The sequence below is a fragment of the Microbacterium sp. Z11_20 genome (assembly GCF_057197605.1).
Genome location: NZ_JBXVOQ010000002.1, coordinates 606,705 through 624,536 on the forward strand (window position 1 = coordinate 606,705; position 17,832 = coordinate 624,536).

Below are 17,832 nucleotides of genomic sequence, written 5' to 3' on the forward strand. Positions count from 1 at the left end.
GGTACCTCAATTCGGCTGGTTCGGCCCATACAGTCGCGCGATCTCTCTCGAGTCGATCCATCCCTCATAGGGCGGATGCTGCGGCCAGCCCTCCGGCGAATCCTGCCAGTCCTCCTGCCGGCCGTAGGGGAGCAGGTCGATGAGCGGGAAGGTGTGCGCGAGCTGTTCGGTGCCCCGTCCGTTGGTGTGCCACGTGCGGTAGACCGTGTCGCCGTCGCGAAGGAACACGTTCACCGCGAACCCGCCTCCCGGAGGGGCGTCGACATCGGCGCCGAAGGGACTGTGCGCCGTGGAGTACCACGTCATCCGGTTGCCGACCCGGTCGCGGTAGGCGAGGGCCTCGCCGACCTCACCCTGGGTGACGATGACGAACCGGGCATCGTACGGCTCGAGGAAATCCAGTCGCGTGAACTGGGACGTGTAGCCCGTGCAGCCGGGGCACTGCCACGCTTTCCCGGGGCGCCACATGTGGTGGTAGGTGATCAGCTGCGACTTCCCCTCGAAGACATCCACCAGTCGGACGGGGCCGTGCTCGTCTTCGAGGATGTACTCGGGCATCTCGACCATGGGGAGTCGTCGGCGCTGTGCGGCGATCGCATCCAGTTCGCGGGTCGCCGCCTTCTCCCGCACGCGCAGGTCATCCAGCTGCCGGCGCCATTCGTCCGCGTCGGTAACAGGCGGAAGGGCAGTGGTCGTCGTGGAATCCATCGGTTCTCGCCTTTCGCTCCTGCGCGGATGCCGCGCATCCGCGCAATGTGTACACCGTGAACATCTCTGTCGATCACGATACTCAGGGTGGAAGGCCCGTCAAGGGGACCGCCGGGCTGAGGGCTCCTGCGGAGCGCGGGAGACGGGACCGGCGGCGCGCGGCACACCTCGCGGGCGCCCACCTCGTTGGATGACCGCGGTAGGGAATCCCTATGCGAACGGGCGGGAATGCCGGGCGTAGGACACCGCCCGGCGAGAACGAGGAGGGTCTGCTACATCGAGTCAGTTGCTCCAGAGCGCGTTCTCCCCAGAAAGTCAGTGAAGCGGGGGAGGAATTGGGATCGTCGGTTGGTTTGGGTCGGGCGTAACTCCCGAACTTTCGCTGAGCTGCGCCGGTATTGGGTGGCCGCGGCGCGGGCCTCGCTTGCAATCAGCCCGCCCATCAACGTCCAGTCCAGCATGAATCGCGCGGACCAGCGCGGGGGCCACAGGGCCGAGGCGGTAACAACGATCGCCATGGCGGAGACTGCAACTACGAGCGGTAGATTTTGGACGAGATCGCCGTCAGTCGAGAGCGACCAGGCCAGCCCCGCAGTGATCAGCCATAATCCGAGGAGTGAAGCCCATCCGAGCCACCACATAAAGCCGGCGGATGAACTTCGGATCCACGCCATGCTGAGCCCAAATACGCAAATGACCGAAGCCCAGATGGCGAGGGTAAGCGGGACCTGCCAATGTAGCCACGCTGGTCCTCCAACCGCCCATGCCCCGAGCTGGCCGGCTAGTGTCGCCACGGCGACATTCGTGACAAACACCAGCCACAGTTTTCGCCGAGAGCGCGGCCGAAGTCGATCTAGCGCGACGCGCGCTGCCGCACGAGTTCGCGTTGCCTCTTCGAGCTGCAACTCCCGATCAAAGACGACGAACCCACCCAATTGCGCCACCAGGAAGAGAGTTAGGCCTATCGCGGGGAGCAACAGGAAGATCAGGCCGAGGTTCCTCGGCGCTGTCACGGAATAGGTCAGCGCTAGGAGAAGTGCGGGCACAAAACCTGCGAATGATACTTCCGCCACAAAGCCCAGGAGCCGTCTCACCCGCCCGGCCGACTGAGGGGCGCCGAGCTGCTCGCCGCTGACCAGCACATAGAACCCTAGGAGCGTGGGAACGAATATCCCAAACGCCCACCCCACCTGCCCGAGAACCGCTTCACCCGCGTCGACTGCGATCTCACCCATGCTTCGAAGGTTGATCCCCGATGCAGCCAGCAGCGCGCAAGCCGCCACCAAACTGGAGAAGAGGCTGAGCATTCCTATCTCGGCGAGCGCAGCCTTCGTCGACCGCGACACAACTTCAGCTTTGTCGCCAGGTTTCGAGGCACGCTTCATGCTGTAACCGTACTCAGGCCGTCTGTATCGACCGCGAAGGGTGACCGCTGCGTGTTGGAGGCGCCGAGGCGAGGGTCGCTGCAGGTGTCACCGGAGGATGATGGGTGCATGCCTGCCGCTCACCGTCCCGGACTCCGGGTGACCTCGGCACTCACCATCCCCGAGTCGGAGTTGTCGTGGCGGTTCTCGCGGTCGTCGGGGCCGGGCGGGCAAGGGGTGAACACGGCCGACTCGCGCGTGGAATTGGGATGGGATGTGGCGAACTCGGCCGTCCTCTCGCCGGTTCAACGAGAACGGGTCCTCGAGCGGCTGCACGGGCGCCTCGTCGACGGGGTGCTGACGATCGCCGCATCCGAACACCGCGCACAGCTGCGCAACCGGGATGCCGCGCGCGCTCGGCTCGCGGCCGTCGTGGCTGACGCGCTGCGGCCGCCCGAAGCATCACGGCGACCGACGAAACCGACGCGAGGCGCGAAGGAACGGCGGCTGACCGCGAAGAAGCAGCGCACCGACGTCAAACGCCTCCGTCGACCACCCCACGACTGACGGTCAAGACGTGATGTCGCCCATCAGTCGTTTCGACCCCGTCGACCCACCGTCACGAGGGGTTCGCCGAGGCGTTGCGGGGGAGCGCCGAGAGGATTTCCTGAGCCACCCGCGGTGCCGCGCGTTCGGGGAGCCAATGCCCCTCGTCGAGTGCGACGAAGCGGTAGCCGCCGCGCACATAACGCCGGGTCAACTGCGCGGCCCGGCGCCCGAGTGCCTGGTCCTTGTTTCCCCACACGTACGTCGTGTCCACGGTGACCGGCGCCCGGGCGGCACGCGTTCCGCGTCGGTCAGGCAGCCACATCCCGCGGTACCAGTGCAGGGCGGAACGAAGAGCGCCCGGTCCGGAGAGGAACCGCTGATACTCGTCCGCGATCGGGGCGGGGAGCCCGGATGCGCGGAGCAGCCGCGCGAGGCGCGGCCGGAGCACCGTCTCAGGTAGCCGCGGCAGCTGAAAGAAGCCGATGTAGAGCGACCGCAGGCCCTGGGCCGAGGAGAGCAGCGAACGGAGCAGGGCGCGGGGATGCGGCGTCGACAACACGGTGATGCCGGTCAGTCGCTCGGGAGCGACGGCCGCGACGCGCCAGGCGACGAATCCGCCCCAGTCGTGCCCGACCAGGTGCACGCGCTGCCCGCCGAGCGCGTCGAGCAGCGCGAGCACATCGCCCGTGACATCGACGGCGCGGTAGTCCCGGCGCCGGCGTGGGCGAGCTCGTGGGGAGTACCCACGCTGGTCGAAAGCGACCACGCGAGCGCCGGCGCCCTCCAGCAGCGGTGTCACGGAGCGCCAGGTGTGACGCGAGCCCGGGAAGCCGTGCAGCAGGACGACCACCGGCCCGTCGATCGGCCCGGTGTCCGACACATCGAAAACGAGCTCGCCGCGGCGGAAGGTGTGGAGGCGGGCACCGGCCATGCTGCCATCCTGGCCGGTGGGGGCATGGGCTCCGAGGGGCTTGCTTCTGCGCGACGCCAGTGCGGTCACGCGCCGATGCGGTCAACAGCAAGGGCACTGACAGGTCGGCTCGGACGAGGAATACACTCGCGGCAAGCGGCTGAGAGCCACGAGCGGAGGGCGAGCCATGCTGGAGCACGTCGCTGAGGGTGTTCTCGTTCATGTCAGCGAGTTCATCCAGACCAATTCCACTGTCGTGCAGGGCCGGGATGGGGCGTTGCTCATCGATCCCGGCATCACCACCGACGAGATGGCGCAGCTGTCGGGAGACCTTGACGAGCTCGGCCAGCCGGTCGTGGCGGGCTTTTCGACGCATCCGGACTGGGACCACGTGCTGTGGCACGCCAGCTTCGGCGACGCACCCCGTTACGGAACGGCCCGCTGCGCGGCGTCCATGCACGAGCTGCTGTCGCACGCCGACTGGAAGGACCGCGTCGCCGAGGGACTGCCGCCCGAGCAGGCGGACGAGATCCCGATGGACCTGCTCGGTCTTGTCACAGGCCTGCCGGCCGGAGCGGGGCGCGTCCCGTGGGACGGCCCGACGGTACGGATCCTCGAACACCAGGCACACGCGCCGGGTCACGCGGCCCTGCTGATCGAGGAGGCCGGTGTCCTCGTCGCGGGCGACATGCTCTCCGACACCCTGATGCCCTTCCTCGACCTCGAGGCGGCAGACCCGATCGAGGACTACCTCACCGCGCTGCGGCTCTTCGACAGCGTCGCCGACGAGGCGGATGCGGTCATCCCCGGTCACGGATCCGTCGGCGGCGCGGGACAGATCCGAGTGCGCATCGACCAGGATCGCGCGTACGTGGAGGCCGCGCGCGACGGCGGTGCCATCGACGACCCGCGGGTCGGTCCGTCCGCCCCGCTGTACTGGCTGCCCGAGGTGCACGAGTGGCAATGGCAGCGGCTCGCGGAGCGGCGGCAGGACGAGACGCCGGGGCGGTAGCCTCGCACAGTGTTCGCACACGAGGCAGGCTCGGGTATCCCGGTGGTGCTCCTGCACGGATTCGGTCTGGATCACCGTTCCCTGCTCCCCCTGGAGCCGACGTTCGAGCGCGCGGGGGAGTGGCGGCGGATCTACCTCGACCTCCCCGGCGCAACCCGGTCGCCGGCGGGGGCCGTGAGCAGCGCCCAGGAGGTTGCGGATGCGGTGGTCGACGAGGTCGTCGCGCGCCTCGGCGAGGAGCCGTTCGCCATCGTGGGGAACTCATTCGGCGGGATGATCGCCCGCTATGTCGCCCATGAGCTGCGCTCGCAGGTGCTCGGGCTCGCCACGGTGGCCGGCGTCTTCGTCGCCCCGCACGCCGAGCGGACCGTGCCGCCTCGCACGGTGCTGAGAAGGGATCCGGACATCGAGCCGATCCTCGGGGCGGTGCTCGAGCAGTACCGCGAAGACGCCGTGGTGGAGTCTGCGGAAGATGCCAGCGCCTTCGTGCAGTACACCCTGCCCGGCCTCGACGGCGGCGATCAGGACGCCCTCGACCGCATCGCGAAGGCGTACTCGCTCGACCGTGAACCCGAAGACGCCCACCCCGCATCCTTCTGTCAGCCGACCCTGCACATCACGGGCCGGCAGGACGACGTCGTCGGCTACGTCGACGCGTGGGGGCGGATCGACCACTACCCACGCGCGACCTTCGCCGCACTCGACGCGGCCGGACACAACCTCCTCTTCGAGCAGGGCGACCTGTGCTCAGCCTTGATCGCCGAGTGGCTGGGGCGGATGCGGCAGCGGAACTGAGCGGACATAGCCAGCCCGCGGCCCGACCTAGGCTTGACGGATGACTGAATTCCTCGCCCTCACCGGCGGCTACGTCGTTCCCGTCATCGGTGATCCGATCGACAACGGAACGGTCGTCGTCGCCGACGGCGTGATCTCCGCCGTCGGCGGGGCCGAGACCCCGATCCCGGAGGGCGCTCGCGTCGTCGACGTCGCGGGCCGCTGGGTGCTGCCCGGGTTCATCGAGGCCCATGGTCACCTGGGCGTCCATGAGGACGGCGAGGGATGGTCAGGCAACGACACCAACGAGATGACCGACCCGAACGGCGCGCGCTTCCGGGCGCTCGACGGCATCGACATCGAAGAGGTCGGCTTCCGCGACGCCCTCCGCGGCGGAGTGACGACCGCGGTCATCAAGCCCGGCTCGGGCAACCCCATCGGCGGACGCACGGTTGCCATCAAGACCTGGGGCGGTCGCACGGTGGATGAGCAGGTGCTCGCGCTCGACGTGTCGGTCAAGTCGGCGCTGGGGGAGAACCCGAAGCGCGTGTATGGCGACAAGAAGCAGACGCCCTCCACGCGGCTCGGCGTCGCGGCAGTGCTGCGCGAGGCGTCCGTGAGCGCACGCAACTACGCCGAGAAGCGGTCGGCGGCGGTCACCAAGGGGGAGCCCTTCGACCGCAACCTCACCGACGAGACGCTCGCCGCCGTCCTGGACGGCGACCTGATCTGGGACCAGCACTGCCACCGCCACGACGACATCGCCACCGCGGTCCGCATCGCCGAAGAGTTCGGTTACAACCTCGTCGTGAACCACGGCACCGAGGGGCACAAGATCGCCGATGTGCTGGCGGAGAAGGGCATCCCCGTCATCTTCGGCCCGATGCTGACCTCCCGCTCGAAGGTCGAGTTGCGTGATCGCGCGATCGGCAACCTCGCGCTGATCGCGGCGGCTGGCGTGAAGGTCGCGATCACGACGGACCATCCCGTCATCCCGATCGAACAGATTCGCCTGCAGGCGATCCTCGCCGTGCGCGAGGGGCTGCCGGCCCAGACGGCGCTGGAGGCACTCACGGTGAACCCGGCCTCGATCCTCCGACTGGACTCGCGCGTGGGTGCCCTCGAAGAGGGTCGGGATGCGGACATCGTCGTGTGGTCGGGTGACCCGCTGGCGATCGAGTCAGAGGTCGAGCAGGTCTTCATCAACGGCCGGGCGGTTGTCGAGCCGGCCGCCGACGGTCAGCGGGAGCCTCGGATCGTGGACCGCTGGGAGCGGTTCGGTCGCACCTCCTGGGTCCGCTGACCCCGCGCGAGCTTTTACCTTCGGTCGCGCCCGTCCCCGGGCGTCACACGCCCCGCGGGTGTCGACCTTGGTAGGCAGTCATTCCCGCGGGGGCGTGTGGGATCGGTCAGCGTCAGCTACGGTCCGTGCGGGCCGCGCCGTCGTTCAGCTCGATCTCTTCCTTGCGGACCTGCTCGGTGACCGTCTCGTTCTCGGTGACGGTCTCCTTGTCGAGGCGGACCCGCTCGACCGGGACGGTTTCCTTGGCGATGACGGGGCGCTCTTCGGTGAGAACGATCTCGTGCTCTTCCTCGCTGATGTCGGGTCCGGCCAGGGCGTCGCCGACGTTCCCGTCGGTGATCGGCTCACGCTCGAGCCGCACCTCTTCACGGCTGACGGGGACGGTGACCGTCTCGTTCTCGGTGACGATGTACTTCCGCAGACGCGCACGACCGGTCTCCACCTTCTCGGTGCCGACGTGCAGACGCTCCTCGGAGCGGGTCATCGCGTCATCCGTGGAGGGCCCTGACGTGTCGTAGCCGACGGTGGTGTCCGTGTCGACCCCGCGGTCGTGATCGGTCGCCCCGCCGGTCGAGCCGTTGCCGTAGTAGGCGTACAGCTCGTTCTCCTGGGACTGCTCGAGCGCGCCGTCCACGTCGATGCGGGGAGCATCCTTGACGCGCTCCTTGGTGTAGGGGACCCGGACGTCCTCGCCGATCTGGTCTGCCTGGTCGATGGGAACGAAGGTCTCCGACATTCCGAAGAGCCCGGTGCGGACCGACGCCCACGAGGGCGCACCCGAGTCCGTGTCGACGTAGACCTGACCGATGGTTCCGATCTTGTCCCCGTCCGAGTCGATGACGCTGCTGCCGATGAGGCTGCCGAGATTGTTCGAGTTGATCATTTTGTTCCTTCCGTTGTTGAAATGCGTTTTTCGGGTTATCGGACCGCAGGTACGGGCGTCCCCGCGTTAGCGGGTAGCCCGCACGGTTTCGGCGTCGTTCTGACGGTCACGACTGACGACGGTGCGTACGCCGAACATGCCGCCCAAGGATGCGATCACTGCGCCGAGCAGAAGACCGAAGAAGCCCCACCATGAGCCCGCCTGAGCGGTGTCGGCGGCGTCCTTGGCCACCTGCTCTGCATTCTCGACCGCCTCGCCGGCCTGGTCCTGGGCCGCCTCCTCGTCGACGTTGCCCTGGACGTCTTCGGCGACCTGGGTCACGTCGGTGCCAGAGAGAGCCTGGGTGGCGGAGCTGACAATGCCGCCGACGGCTCCGAGCAGGCTGGCGCTGAGCCAGACCGTCAGGGCCAGAGCGACGACCAGGGAGGTCGCCCAGGTCAGGAAACCGTGTAGCAGCCCGCTGCGGACGGCGAGAGCGCCAGCGACGAAGCCGGCGGCGGCGAGCGCAATAGCGAGCGCAATAACGCTCCAGATGCCCGCCCCGACGCCCGAGCCGCCAAGCCCGATTGCTGCGGTGACCAGCGAGAGCAGTACCGATACCGCAAGGAACGTCATCACACCGGCGATGATCGATCCCCACGACACGTTCGCGGGGCGACCGGGACGTTCGGTCCCGATCAGCGACTCCTTGCCAGAGTCGTTATCGGTCGTGACGGGCAGGGCCGCCGCACCGCCATTCCTGCTTGAGCCGTTGTTGGCCATCATTGCCTCTCATGGGGGTGGAGCTCGCGCAACAGACAGCGAGCCGCCGGGGGAGAGCCGCTTACAGCGTAAGCAACGGATGTGACGTTACAGTGTAAGCAACGCCACCACCAGTGCCCCTGGCGGCCGGGAGGAGAGGGTGCTATGGAGGCACGCGTGCGGAAGAAGCCGGTGGGAGCGCCGGGCCCCCGCCTCAGCCGTGAGTTGATCGTCGAGACCGCCCTGGCTCAGATCGACCGCTCCGGCCCGCAGGGTTTGTCGATGAGGTCCCTGGGGCAAGAGTTGGGTGTGGAGGCCATGTCCCTGTACCGGCACGTGCACGGCAGAGAGGACCTCCTCGAAGGCGTTGTCGCATTGCTGATGAGCAACCTGACCTCGGACCTTGACGAGGAGCTGGCTGAGCACTGGCAAGGCTTCCTGCAGAGCACCGCGCACCAGGTCCGCCGCATCGCAATGGAACACCCCAAAGCCTTTCCACTGGTCGCCACTCGGCACCCCGCAGCGCCCTGGCTGCGTCCGCCGCTGAGAAGTGTCGAGGTCGTCAACACATTCCTGAGCACACTCATCGGACACGGGTTCACCGACGCGCAGGCTGTTGACGCGTACCGATCATTCAGCAGCTTCCTCCTCGGCCACCTGCTCCTCGAGTCCGCGGTCCGCGGAGCCGAAACGGGGCCCGTCGAAGAGCCCCTCGACGAGGGAAACGCGGACATCCCCGAAGTCGACGGGCAAACCTCCCTGGACGCGGCGACAGAAGTGGAACGCCTCCGTCCCCTGCTCAGCCAGGACCGCAGCGGCGAGGAGTTCGAAGTCTCCCTCGAAGTTCTCCTCGACCGGCTGAATCGCGAGTTGTCCCAATGACCCGATCACGGTCGTCAGTCCCGAGGGGTGAAGCCTAGGCGGGGCAGCTACTCGTCCGTCTCAATGTCGTTCGCTTCACCTCACACGAAGCGCGGCATCACGCGGTCCAGATCAAAACCGTCAGTGTGGGTCCTGCGGTTGCCCTGGTGGGTTCGACATGGCTGGACACAATCAGTCTGCCGTCGTCACGCTGGTCAGAGATCGAGGAAGTCGCCCAGCGCGCGCACGAAGCGTGGTGCCCCTGGAGGGACTCGAACACGTTTTGAGCATTCTGCATAGCGACAGCGAACGACAACTTCCGCGGAATTACGCGGATTTTCGCGAGTCAAACGGCATCGTGCGACGTCCGAAAACAGCCACGTGCGAATGAAATGCGGGCAAAATGCGGGCAAAATTGCCCGCCGTGGGGCGTGATTCCGGCCCATGCGGCGAGCCACTGCGGTCAAGCCCGCTCTGAGGACTATCCGAAAGCACGCATTTTGGGCACTCTGCTTAGAACGTCGATCGTCATTTAGCAACATGTCCAAACGATCCTCAGCGGTGCGTTGACGGCATCAGGCGGACAGACGGCGTTCCCCACCGCGTCTCTCATCGGCCGATCGAAGGCCCGCCGGGTTGGGACGACCCGAGGTGGGGCGCCGTGGGGTCGTAGGACCCGCCCGGGTTGTAAGGGTCAACCGCCGGCGCCCGTCGTGGCTCCTGGATCCGGACTTCCGGCGCCATACCGGAGTCGCGCGCGCGACTCATGAGGCGCGTCGCGGTGCTCTGGCTGATCTGGAGGGTGTCGGCGACCAGCTTGAGTGGCGGATAGCTGATTGCTGTCGCAACTCGATAGACAGCGATCGCGGCATGGAGGGACTCCATGGGCTCGCGTTCTTCTTGCGCCCGCAGGCGACTGAGAAACTCGCGCACCGGTATGCGGTCTCGCTCGCCGCCATCCGGAGCGTCGACGTCGACTGTGACGACATCGAGCGCTGACCTCGTCATGATCCAGTGCGTCCGCACCTCGCGGAGCACCTGACTCGTAATGTCGACGCCTTCCACTTCGCGCTCGAGCGCTGCGAAGGCGACGGCCGTGCGGCCGAGCTCGTCATCCCACTCCACGCGAACGGTGATCGTGCCGGGCACGTCCTGCTCGCCCGACACACGCGCATGCCAGGACCTCGGAAGCGTCACCCCGCTACCGAGATCATTGCGCTCGTCGCTGAAGTTATACGCTTCGACGTCTGCCATGAGGCCCACTATTCCAGGTCATCGCAGATTCGCGAAGAAGAGTGTCGATCTTGGCTCATGCGTGTGCTACCTTGCGACGAAAGGAGACTGACACTGCTGGCTCACGGAGAGGTAGAACCATGAACCGAACACAGGATTCCCTGGCACTGACGATGAAGGATGCCGCCAAGCTCGTCGGCGTCGACTACCGCACAATCAAGCTGGGCATCGAGAGCGGGACCATCCCCACGGTTCAGCTCGGCCCGCGCCGGATGATCCCCCGCGTGCCGCTGCTGCGCGCCTTCGGCGTCGACGCCTGATAGCGGCGTTGCCCGCCGCCCAAGCGGTAGCCTGACCTCGTGGTCGCCGATGGGCACGTCGACAACGTCGGAGACTTCGCCGCATACGACCCCGACGCGCCGTAACTGAGCTCCTTCTCGCCGAGTACGGTAAGCGATCCCCAGCCGGGCATCGCACGGAAGCGGGGCCAACGCGCCACCCAGATGGGTGCATGGATGTGAGCTAGTGGGTGGTCGCATGCTCCGGAATCGGCCATACGTCGCGCCGCGTCGGATGCGAGGAGCCAACCCTTTCGGCGTCCACCGCCACACCGGCTAAGTCTCCAAGTCGTTGCTGTTCATCAGCGTCGGGAACGGTTGGTATGCGGTAGACAAGTCACCTCGCCGTACTCACTCGCTCGTTCAGATGCGTTGATCTCTGACTTGCGCGCGGAATGGCTACTGGCGCCCAGGATATGCGGGCCCGAAAGTCGTGGGCGACTCGAATTTCCGGCGGCCCTTCTCTGTGCCGGTGCGCGGCGGCGGGGGCTCGGGGCGTCGTGGGCTGGTGGCTACGATTGAGCTCGGCGCTGCGGTGACCGACTTCACCCCGGCCCAGACGCCTCGCGGAGAGTGTTGAGCGAGCCAGCATCTTGAGGGGGCTTTCAGTGTGGATCACGGGGGATGTTGAGATCCCGCAGCCGGTTGTCGACGCGCATGCCAATGGCGACTTGGTCTTCTTTGTGGGGGCCGGAGCGTCTATGGGCCCGCCGTCGAAGCTGCCCTCGTTCGAGGGCCTCGCGAAAGCCATGGCTGAGAAAGCGGCGGTGCCGTTCTCGAAGGAGGGCGGGATCGACTTCTTCCTCGGTTCGCTTCCCGAGGGATTCGACACCCGACGCCACGTGCGCGACGGGATCATGAGCGGAAATCCGAAGTTCAATCCCACCCACACTGCTATCGCGCAGCTCGCGGCGACGAGTGGGAAGTTCAGGGTCGTAACGACCAACTTCGACCTGCATCTCGAAACTGCCGCCGCCGCCGCTGGCGTCAGCCCCGTTGATGTCTGGCACAGCCCCGCACTGCCCATCGGTTCCGACTATGCCGGCCTCGTGTACTTGCATGGTTCCGTCCGTCGCCCGCCCGAGGAGCTGATTGTCACGGATCGTGATTTCGGCCGCGCCTACATCACGGAGGCATGGGCTACACGGTTCCTGTTGCCGATGTTCGACAAGCGCACGGTGGTTTTCGTTGGTTACAGCCACGAGGACACCATCATGCGGTACCTCGCGCTCGGTCTCCCCTCAAACACCCGCCGATACGCCTTCACGAATGACGCGGACGACCCGAAGTGGGAACATCTCGAAATCACTACCATTCCGTACACGCTCCGCGGTGAACACGACCACGGCAACCTCGAAGACGCTCTGACCACCTGGGCGCAGCGCGCCAGAATGGGAGCGCTCGAGCACGCCGCTCGGGTTCGGGAGATCATCAACGGCGACTCAACGACCCTCCCGCTGCCCGAGCGCGACTACCTGATCTCCCAGATCAATACCGAGGAAGGAGCCCGTCGGTTTGCCGCGAGTACGACCGAGCATCGCTGGTTGCGGTGGCTCGAGGGCACCGACATCTTCAAGGCTCTCTTCCGAGGCGGTCCCACCGCCACCTCGAGTAGCGTCCTCGCGCACTGGTACTGCACCTTCATCGAGAACCCAGAATCGAGCGATCTCGCGCTCCACACGGTGCAGCGCCTCGGACGACGATTCTCCGATGAGCTCCTCTTCTCCGCTTCGCTCGCGACGGAGGCACTCTTTCGCGTCAACCCCGACCTCGGCTCACGATGGCGAGTGCTCCTAATGACCTCCATCGAAGGGCGTACCGCCCCCGGCGATCCGGGTTCCGCGCTCCGCTTCGGACGCGGAGGAATGTCGAACACTCGTGCCGTCGTCAGATCCGTGCTGCGCCCCTACCTCGTGCTGGAGCAGGGATGGTTCCCGAATAGCGACAACAACTATCCGCCGATCGCCGACCTCGGATGGCCCGCGAAACCGCGGAAGCTTCACAAGATCGTCACCGAACACGCGACATCTGCGGACTCTCACGATCCTCGAACCCTCAGCTTTTTCGAAGAGGCGCTCCACAGCGCCTACGATCTTGTCGCCGCATACAACGGCGCGTCTGAACACGCCAGCTTCCGCTTCAGCAGAAGCCGGATAGAAGAGCAGCCGCAGCATCGCATCCACCACATCGACTCCATGATTGACGGCCTCCGCATCGTCGGAGAACGTTTGCACCACGACATGCCCGATTTGCCAGATCGGTGGTGGCGGTTCGACCGCGTCCTGTTCCGCAGACTGGCGCTCCATCTCATCGCCGAGGACACCAACCGCTCCGCGGACGACAAGGTTGCCTGGCTGACGGACCGACGGGCGATTTTCCTCAGCGGCGTGAAGCATGAGGTGTTCCGAATCCTCGCCGATACGGTGGCTGGGGCGGGCGCCGCTCAGCGGGCGGCCGTACTCGAAGAAGTGCGTCGTGGTCCGCAGTTTCCCGCCGACGTCGAGAACGTGGAACGGCACATCGCTTACAGCAAGTTCAACGTTCTGGTCTGGATCACTCGCGCGGCACCGGAATGGGCTGAAGCGGCAGCCGAACTAGCCGCGATCCGAGCCGAGTACCCCGACTTCGCGGAACGAGAAGCGCCCGATCAAGACTTCACGATCAGCACTGGCACCTGGGGCGGGGTGCTTCCGATGGAACCTGACGACCTCGTAGGTATGGTCACATCGGACGGGGCCGACGCTGCTCTAAGTTCAGTGCTGGCTCGCGACTACTCCGAGCGCAACTTCAACGAGCCCACCTGGGACGATGCCCTCGATCTGTTCGGCCGTGCGGCCCGCGAAGACCCTGCATCCGGTCTCGAACTCCTAGAAGCGCTGCACCCCCTCGACGACGACAAGCATCAACAGATTCGGAACGCGATTGTGTCGGGCTGGGCCGAGGCGGTCATTGACGAGGCGATGAGGCTTAGAGTCATCGAGGCGCTCTCCGAGGACGCACCAGTCGCCGGCTCTACCCGGCCGATGGCGCAATTCCTGCTCGGCCAGATCCGCCAGATCGTCGACTCAGGTGAATCAGCCTCCGCCGACAGCTTGCGAGCCCTTTCACAGCGCCTTCTCGCGAACAACGAGAACGACGAGAACGCGTTTCCCCCCGGATACGACGGGTTGATGCTCGCTCTGAACTCATGGCCTGGCGAGCTCGCGACGTATTGGCTGACAGAGATCGACCGGCGCTGGCGCAGCGACCGCGACGGCTGGGGTGGGCTGAACGACGACGAAGCCGCGGCACTTCGGACATTGCTCGCACTTCCGAACCTGGCAGCTGCTGCCGCTCCCGCCATAGCCCGCGAACTCTTCTTCCTATTCGCCGCCGACGAAGCATTCACTACCAATAGCGTGGTCCCGCTGTTCAGCGACTCAACCACCATGGTGGGGGTCTGGAAGGCATATCTCTACGGGCCGCGCATCAACGACCGGATGCTGCAGAACGGCATGTTCGACGCCCTCTTGAGCATGTGGGATCGGCTGTCCGACCTTGACGATGAACCGCTGATCCGGCGATTCCTGTCGCTGGCGGCGTCCATCGCCACCCACGCGGGAATCACACCGGCTGAGCGCAGGCAATTGTGCTTCACCAGCGTCACCGCTCAGGGCGGCGTGCATGCGCCGCGCTTCGCCGAGGAGGTCGCCCAGGACCTGGATTCTGGTGCCGAAGACGGAGAGACCGCCTGGGAAAACTGGTTGCAAGGTCACCTGGAGAATCGCCTGAACGGTGTCCCCCGGGACCCCGACGCTGCGGAACTGGCTGCGTGGGCCGACGTCGTCCCCCTTCTCGGAGCGCGCATCCCAGAGGGGATCGCCACGTTCCGCGGCCGCGCGCCAGCGATGAACCCGGACAGCCTGAGCATCGACATTCCCACCGAGGCGCTCAACGCGCACGGATCGGCGCTAGTTGCGTTCTTGGCGGAGCGGGTCGCGAACTCTGAACCTGGCAACGCTATGCTCGCGTACCGGCTTCATGAGCTAATTGAGAGCCTCAGTGTATCCCTCTCCCCGCAAGAGCTCGCCCCGCTTGTGACGGCAGCTCGAGGAAAGGGGTACCTGCTTCCCGAAGTCTGACAGCCCCCTACTGCACAGCCCGCGAACGATCAGTCCATCCGTCCAGCACGCGATCGCTCGAGAAGGGTCGCGTTGCGGGCAGTGCTCGTTGGTAGGCGTCGGGTACGGGCGACAGCAGTTGCCAGATCGGGCCGGAACACCTTTTTCCCATATCGTGCGATGTGGATGAACCTTGGTCGAGACAGAACGACGATAATAAGCGTGTCAGGCAACGGCGCCTGGCGATGTCCCTGTGGGTAGACGTGAATGTTCAGACGCCGCTGGGCGACCAGGATCCAGATCGCCAACGCGATCTTCGAGTACATCGAGGGCTTCCATAACCGCCGACACCGACACGGCGCCCTCGGATGAGATACGCCGCTAGAGATGAAACCAGACACCGTCAACTAGCCACCACTCCTCAGCCTCGGTTCCGGGAAACGGGTCACACGCGGGCGCTGCGACCTGCGAGAGTGTGGCTGCCGCTGAACGCACGGGTGGTCCCACCGAGCAGGGCGCGCGCTCTCACCTGCACCTTGTCGACCTCGCTGCCATGCCCCACAGTCTTGAAAGGTGCCAATCGTGGATATCGTCGCCTACAACCCCGGCCATGACGGCGCCATCGCGCATCTGCGCGACGGTCAGCTCGTATCCTCGATCGAGGCGGAGAAGGACTCGAACTACCGGTACTCACCGCTGGCGAGCTCCGACATGCTGGACGCGATTGCTCGCCTCGACCGGATACCCGACGTTCTTGCAGCGGGAGGATGGTGGCCCCGCGAGGCACGCCCTACTGGGCGCACCCAACACGTCGGCTATCGCGGTCTCGATCGGAGCGACGTCATCATGCGCCGGAGCACCTTCATGGCAACAGACGTTGGCTACTTCTCTTCCTCCCACGAGAGATCCCATCTCCTTAGCGCATATGGAATGTCGCCGATCCCTCAAGGCGAGCCATGCTACGCGCTCATCTGGGAAGGCGCGATAGGCGCGTTCTACGAGATCGACAGAGATGTGAGCATCAGGCTTCTCGCCAATGTCATGAATCAGCCGGGCAATCGATATGCGTTCATCTACGGCCTGGCGGATCCCACGTTCCCGAAGGATGCTCCCTTCTCACGGTTGTCGGATGCCGGCAAACTCATGGCCCTGGCTTCATTCTCCAAGAGGACCGACCCCACCGACGCCGAAGAAGAACTGATGAGGTTCCTCTTGGGATCCATCGATGTACGGCTTGACTTGTACGACCAGTTGAATTCGTCGCCCTACTACGACGTCGGAGTCGATGATGAAGAGTTCCGCAACTTTGCGGGCATCTATAGCGATCGCATCTTCGACACCTTCGCGCGCTTCGCTGAGGCGAACCTTCAACGGGGGCTTCCGCTCGTGATCGCAGGTGGTTGCGGGCTCAATTGCGATTGGAACGCCAAGTGGCGAGCGACAGGACTGTTCTCCGATGTATTTGTCCCTCCAGTTCCTAACGACTCCGGCTCAGCAATCGGCACCGCGATAGATGCGCAATTCCACTTCACGAACAACGCGAAGATTGAATGGGATGTCTACTGCGGCCTTCCGTTCGTGATGGATGGGGCCGTCGCGGACGGGCGCTACGACGTTCACGACGTCTCGGCGGCAGATGTCGCGGGAATGCTGAGCAGCGGACTAATCCTCGGCTGGGTGAACGGCCGATACGAAATCGGTCCAAGAGCGCTCGGCAATCGGTCGATCCTCGCGGCCCCGTTCGATGACGCGACGAGGATTCGTCTTAACGAGATTAAACAGCGGGAGCAGTTCCGCCCGATCGCCCCCGTCTGCCTGGAGGCTGACGCGGCGCGCTGGTTCGGTATGGATCGGCAGAGCCCGTTCATGCTCTATACGTCGCAGGCAGCCACCGATGCGTTGCCGGCCGTCACACATGTCAATGGATCGGCGCGCCTGCAGACCGTCAGTCAGAGTTCGAACCCGGCCCTCTTCGACCTGCTCGTGGAGTTCAAGGCGCGCACGGGCTTCGGTGTCCTCTGCAACACCTCGCTGAACTTCAACGGCAAGGGCTTCATCAACAACCTCGTCGACATGGACACGTATGCGTGGCACCACGGCTTGGACGGATTCATCGTGGACGGGAAGGCGTTCCTTCGACGAGACTCCGGCCCATACATTGGCTCTCGTGAGCGGGCACATCAATGAGTTCACCGACCCACGCCGACCACAACGCGTCATTGCTGCAGCCTCCCCTCGGGTTCGAGGAGGACGACGGCCTCCGCTCAGATTACGTACGAGCACTGACAATCGATCAGATCTCGCGAGCCGCGGCGCATGGCGATGGTGACCCCGCGGCTGCGCGATCGACCATCCCCCGCACGCTGGTCCGCTACTGGCACAACCCCGACGACATACCTTCGGACGTTGTCCGTTGCCTCACGACTTGGCAACCGCTCCACGACGAAGGCATTGAGTTCAGGTTCTTCGGGGACGACACAGCGCGTGCTTACATCGCTGAGCAGTTTGATGCGCGGGCAGTCGCCGCATTCGATCGGTGTCATCACCCGGCGATGCGGAGCGACTTCTTCAGGATGTGCTTCATCCTCGCCGATGGCGGACTCTACGTCGACGCCGATGACGTGCTTCTGGGAAACGAGTGGCGCCAAATCTTCGCTGATCATCGGCTCCTTGTGCAGCCGCTCGCATACGACATGAACCTTCACTCGATGGTCCCAATGGGGGAGTTACGGAACGTCGACCTGCCGACGAGCGATCGAATCTTCTACGTGAACAACAACCCGATCGCAGCGCCGCCACTTCACCCCGTAGTACAGCGCGCGCTTGATCGCGCAATCGACACGCTTCTTCGCCATGGCTCAGATCTCGAGATTCAGTCGACCACTGGACCTGGGAACCTGACAGCGTCCCTGGCTGCCCATGCTCGGGCTCTAGCGATCTCCGGCAAACCCGCGGACTTCCATATATTGCTCGACTGGCACGCGACTGCGGAGCCGTTCTGGGATCTCGAGTATCGGAACGACGCCCGCAACTGGCGCAACATCGGACCCCGCTAG

General features: G+C 65.3%; 15 protein-coding genes. 9 read left to right on the plus strand and 6 right to left on the minus strand.

Annotation, left to right across the window (positions count from 1 at the left end; genetic code table 11):
• Window positions 1-6: 6 nt before the first annotated feature.
• Together AC2DFQ_RS07975 and AC2DFQ_RS07980 are read right to left on the minus strand one after the other, a co-directional pair.
• A complete protein-coding gene (locus AC2DFQ_RS07975; RefSeq protein ID WP_484533516.1) occupies window positions 7-708 on the minus strand; it encodes a DUF899 domain-containing protein in 702 nt (233 codons plus the stop codon).
• A gap of 272 nt (window positions 709-980) precedes the next feature.
• Window positions 981-2,093, minus strand: a complete 1,113-nt coding sequence (locus AC2DFQ_RS07980) for a hypothetical protein (protein ID WP_484533546.1) — start codon at window positions 2,091-2,093, stop codon at window positions 981-983.
• Between the two features lie 108 nt (window positions 2,094-2,201).
• On the opposite strand from AC2DFQ_RS07980, the gene arfB reads away from it, so the two are divergent.
• Entirely contained in the window at window positions 2,202-2,639 is a 438-nt protein-coding gene (arfB, locus tag AC2DFQ_RS07985; RefSeq protein ID WP_484533517.1) for an alternative ribosome rescue aminoacyl-tRNA hydrolase ArfB, read from the plus strand.
• Window positions 2,640-2,691: 52 nt separating this feature from the next.
• Here arfB and AC2DFQ_RS07990 read toward each other — a convergent pair whose 3' ends face one another.
• Window positions 2,692-3,552 (minus strand): alpha/beta fold hydrolase, encoded by an 861-nt coding sequence (locus tag AC2DFQ_RS07990; protein ID WP_484533518.1) that lies wholly within the window; start codon window positions 3,550-3,552, stop codon window positions 2,692-2,694.
• A gap of 166 nt (window positions 3,553-3,718) precedes the next feature.
• On the opposite strand from AC2DFQ_RS07990, the gene AC2DFQ_RS07995 reads away from it, so the two are divergent.
• The 3 genes from AC2DFQ_RS07995 to AC2DFQ_RS08005 are packed head-to-tail and all read left to right on the plus strand — an operon-like array spanning window position 3,719 to window position 6,620.
• Entirely contained in the window at window positions 3,719-4,543 is an 825-nt protein-coding gene (locus AC2DFQ_RS07995; RefSeq protein WP_484533519.1) for an MBL fold metallo-hydrolase, read from the plus strand.
• A 9-nt stretch (window positions 4,544-4,552) separates the two neighbouring features.
• Window positions 4,553-5,338, plus strand: coding sequence for an alpha/beta fold hydrolase (locus tag AC2DFQ_RS08000; RefSeq protein WP_484533520.1), 786 nt, complete (start codon window positions 4,553-4,555; stop codon window positions 5,336-5,338).
• A 40-nt stretch (window positions 5,339-5,378) separates the two neighbouring features.
• A complete protein-coding gene (locus AC2DFQ_RS08005) occupies window positions 5,379-6,620 on the plus strand; it encodes an amidohydrolase (protein ID WP_484533521.1) in 1,242 nt (413 codons plus the stop codon).
• A gap of 112 nt (window positions 6,621-6,732) precedes the next feature.
• On the opposite strand, the gene AC2DFQ_RS08010 is transcribed toward AC2DFQ_RS08005, so the two are convergent.
• Both AC2DFQ_RS08010 and AC2DFQ_RS08015 read right to left on the minus strand, forming a co-directional pair.
• A complete protein-coding gene (locus AC2DFQ_RS08010; RefSeq protein ID WP_484508650.1) occupies window positions 6,733-7,503 on the minus strand; it encodes a DUF2382 domain-containing protein in 771 nt (256 codons plus the stop codon).
• A 66-nt stretch (window positions 7,504-7,569) separates the two neighbouring features.
• Window positions 7,570-8,265, minus strand: coding sequence for a hypothetical protein (locus AC2DFQ_RS08015; RefSeq protein ID WP_484533522.1), 696 nt, complete (start codon window positions 8,263-8,265; stop codon window positions 7,570-7,572).
• A 144-nt stretch (window positions 8,266-8,409) separates the two neighbouring features.
• On the opposite strand from AC2DFQ_RS08015, the gene AC2DFQ_RS08020 reads away from it, so the two are divergent.
• Window positions 8,410-9,126, plus strand: a complete 717-nt coding sequence (locus AC2DFQ_RS08020) for a TetR/AcrR family transcriptional regulator C-terminal domain-containing protein (RefSeq protein ID WP_484508652.1) — start codon at window positions 8,410-8,412, stop codon at window positions 9,124-9,126.
• A 588-nt stretch (window positions 9,127-9,714) separates the two neighbouring features.
• On the opposite strand, the gene AC2DFQ_RS08025 is transcribed toward AC2DFQ_RS08020, so the two are convergent.
• Window positions 9,715-10,359 (minus strand): hypothetical protein, encoded by a 645-nt coding sequence (locus AC2DFQ_RS08025; protein ID WP_484533523.1) that lies wholly within the window; start codon window positions 10,357-10,359, stop codon window positions 9,715-9,717.
• Window positions 10,360-10,478: 119 nt separating this feature from the next.
• On the opposite strand from AC2DFQ_RS08025, the gene AC2DFQ_RS08030 reads away from it, so the two are divergent.
• From AC2DFQ_RS08030 to AC2DFQ_RS08045, 4 genes are all read left to right on the plus strand, one after another.
• Window positions 10,479-10,658, plus strand: coding sequence for a helix-turn-helix transcriptional regulator (locus AC2DFQ_RS08030; RefSeq protein ID WP_484533524.1), 180 nt, complete (start codon window positions 10,479-10,481; stop codon window positions 10,656-10,658).
• Between the two features lie 626 nt (window positions 10,659-11,284).
• Window positions 11,285-14,797 carry an SIR2 family protein gene (locus AC2DFQ_RS08035; protein ID WP_484533525.1) on the plus strand — a complete coding sequence of 1,171 codons (3,513 nt, stop codon included), beginning with the start codon at window positions 11,285-11,287 and terminating at the stop codon, window positions 14,795-14,797.
• Window positions 14,798-15,358: 561 nt separating this feature from the next.
• Window positions 15,359-16,963: a carbamoyltransferase C-terminal domain-containing protein gene (locus AC2DFQ_RS08040; RefSeq protein ID WP_484533526.1), complete on the plus strand. Its 1,605-nt coding sequence runs from the start codon at window positions 15,359-15,361 to the stop codon at window positions 16,961-16,963.
• Complete coding sequence (locus AC2DFQ_RS08045; protein WP_484533527.1) at window positions 16,960-17,832, plus strand: glycosyltransferase family 32 protein; 873 nt, start codon at window positions 16,960-16,962, stop codon at window positions 17,830-17,832. The genes AC2DFQ_RS08040 and AC2DFQ_RS08045 overlap by 4 nt, the downstream gene beginning before the upstream one ends.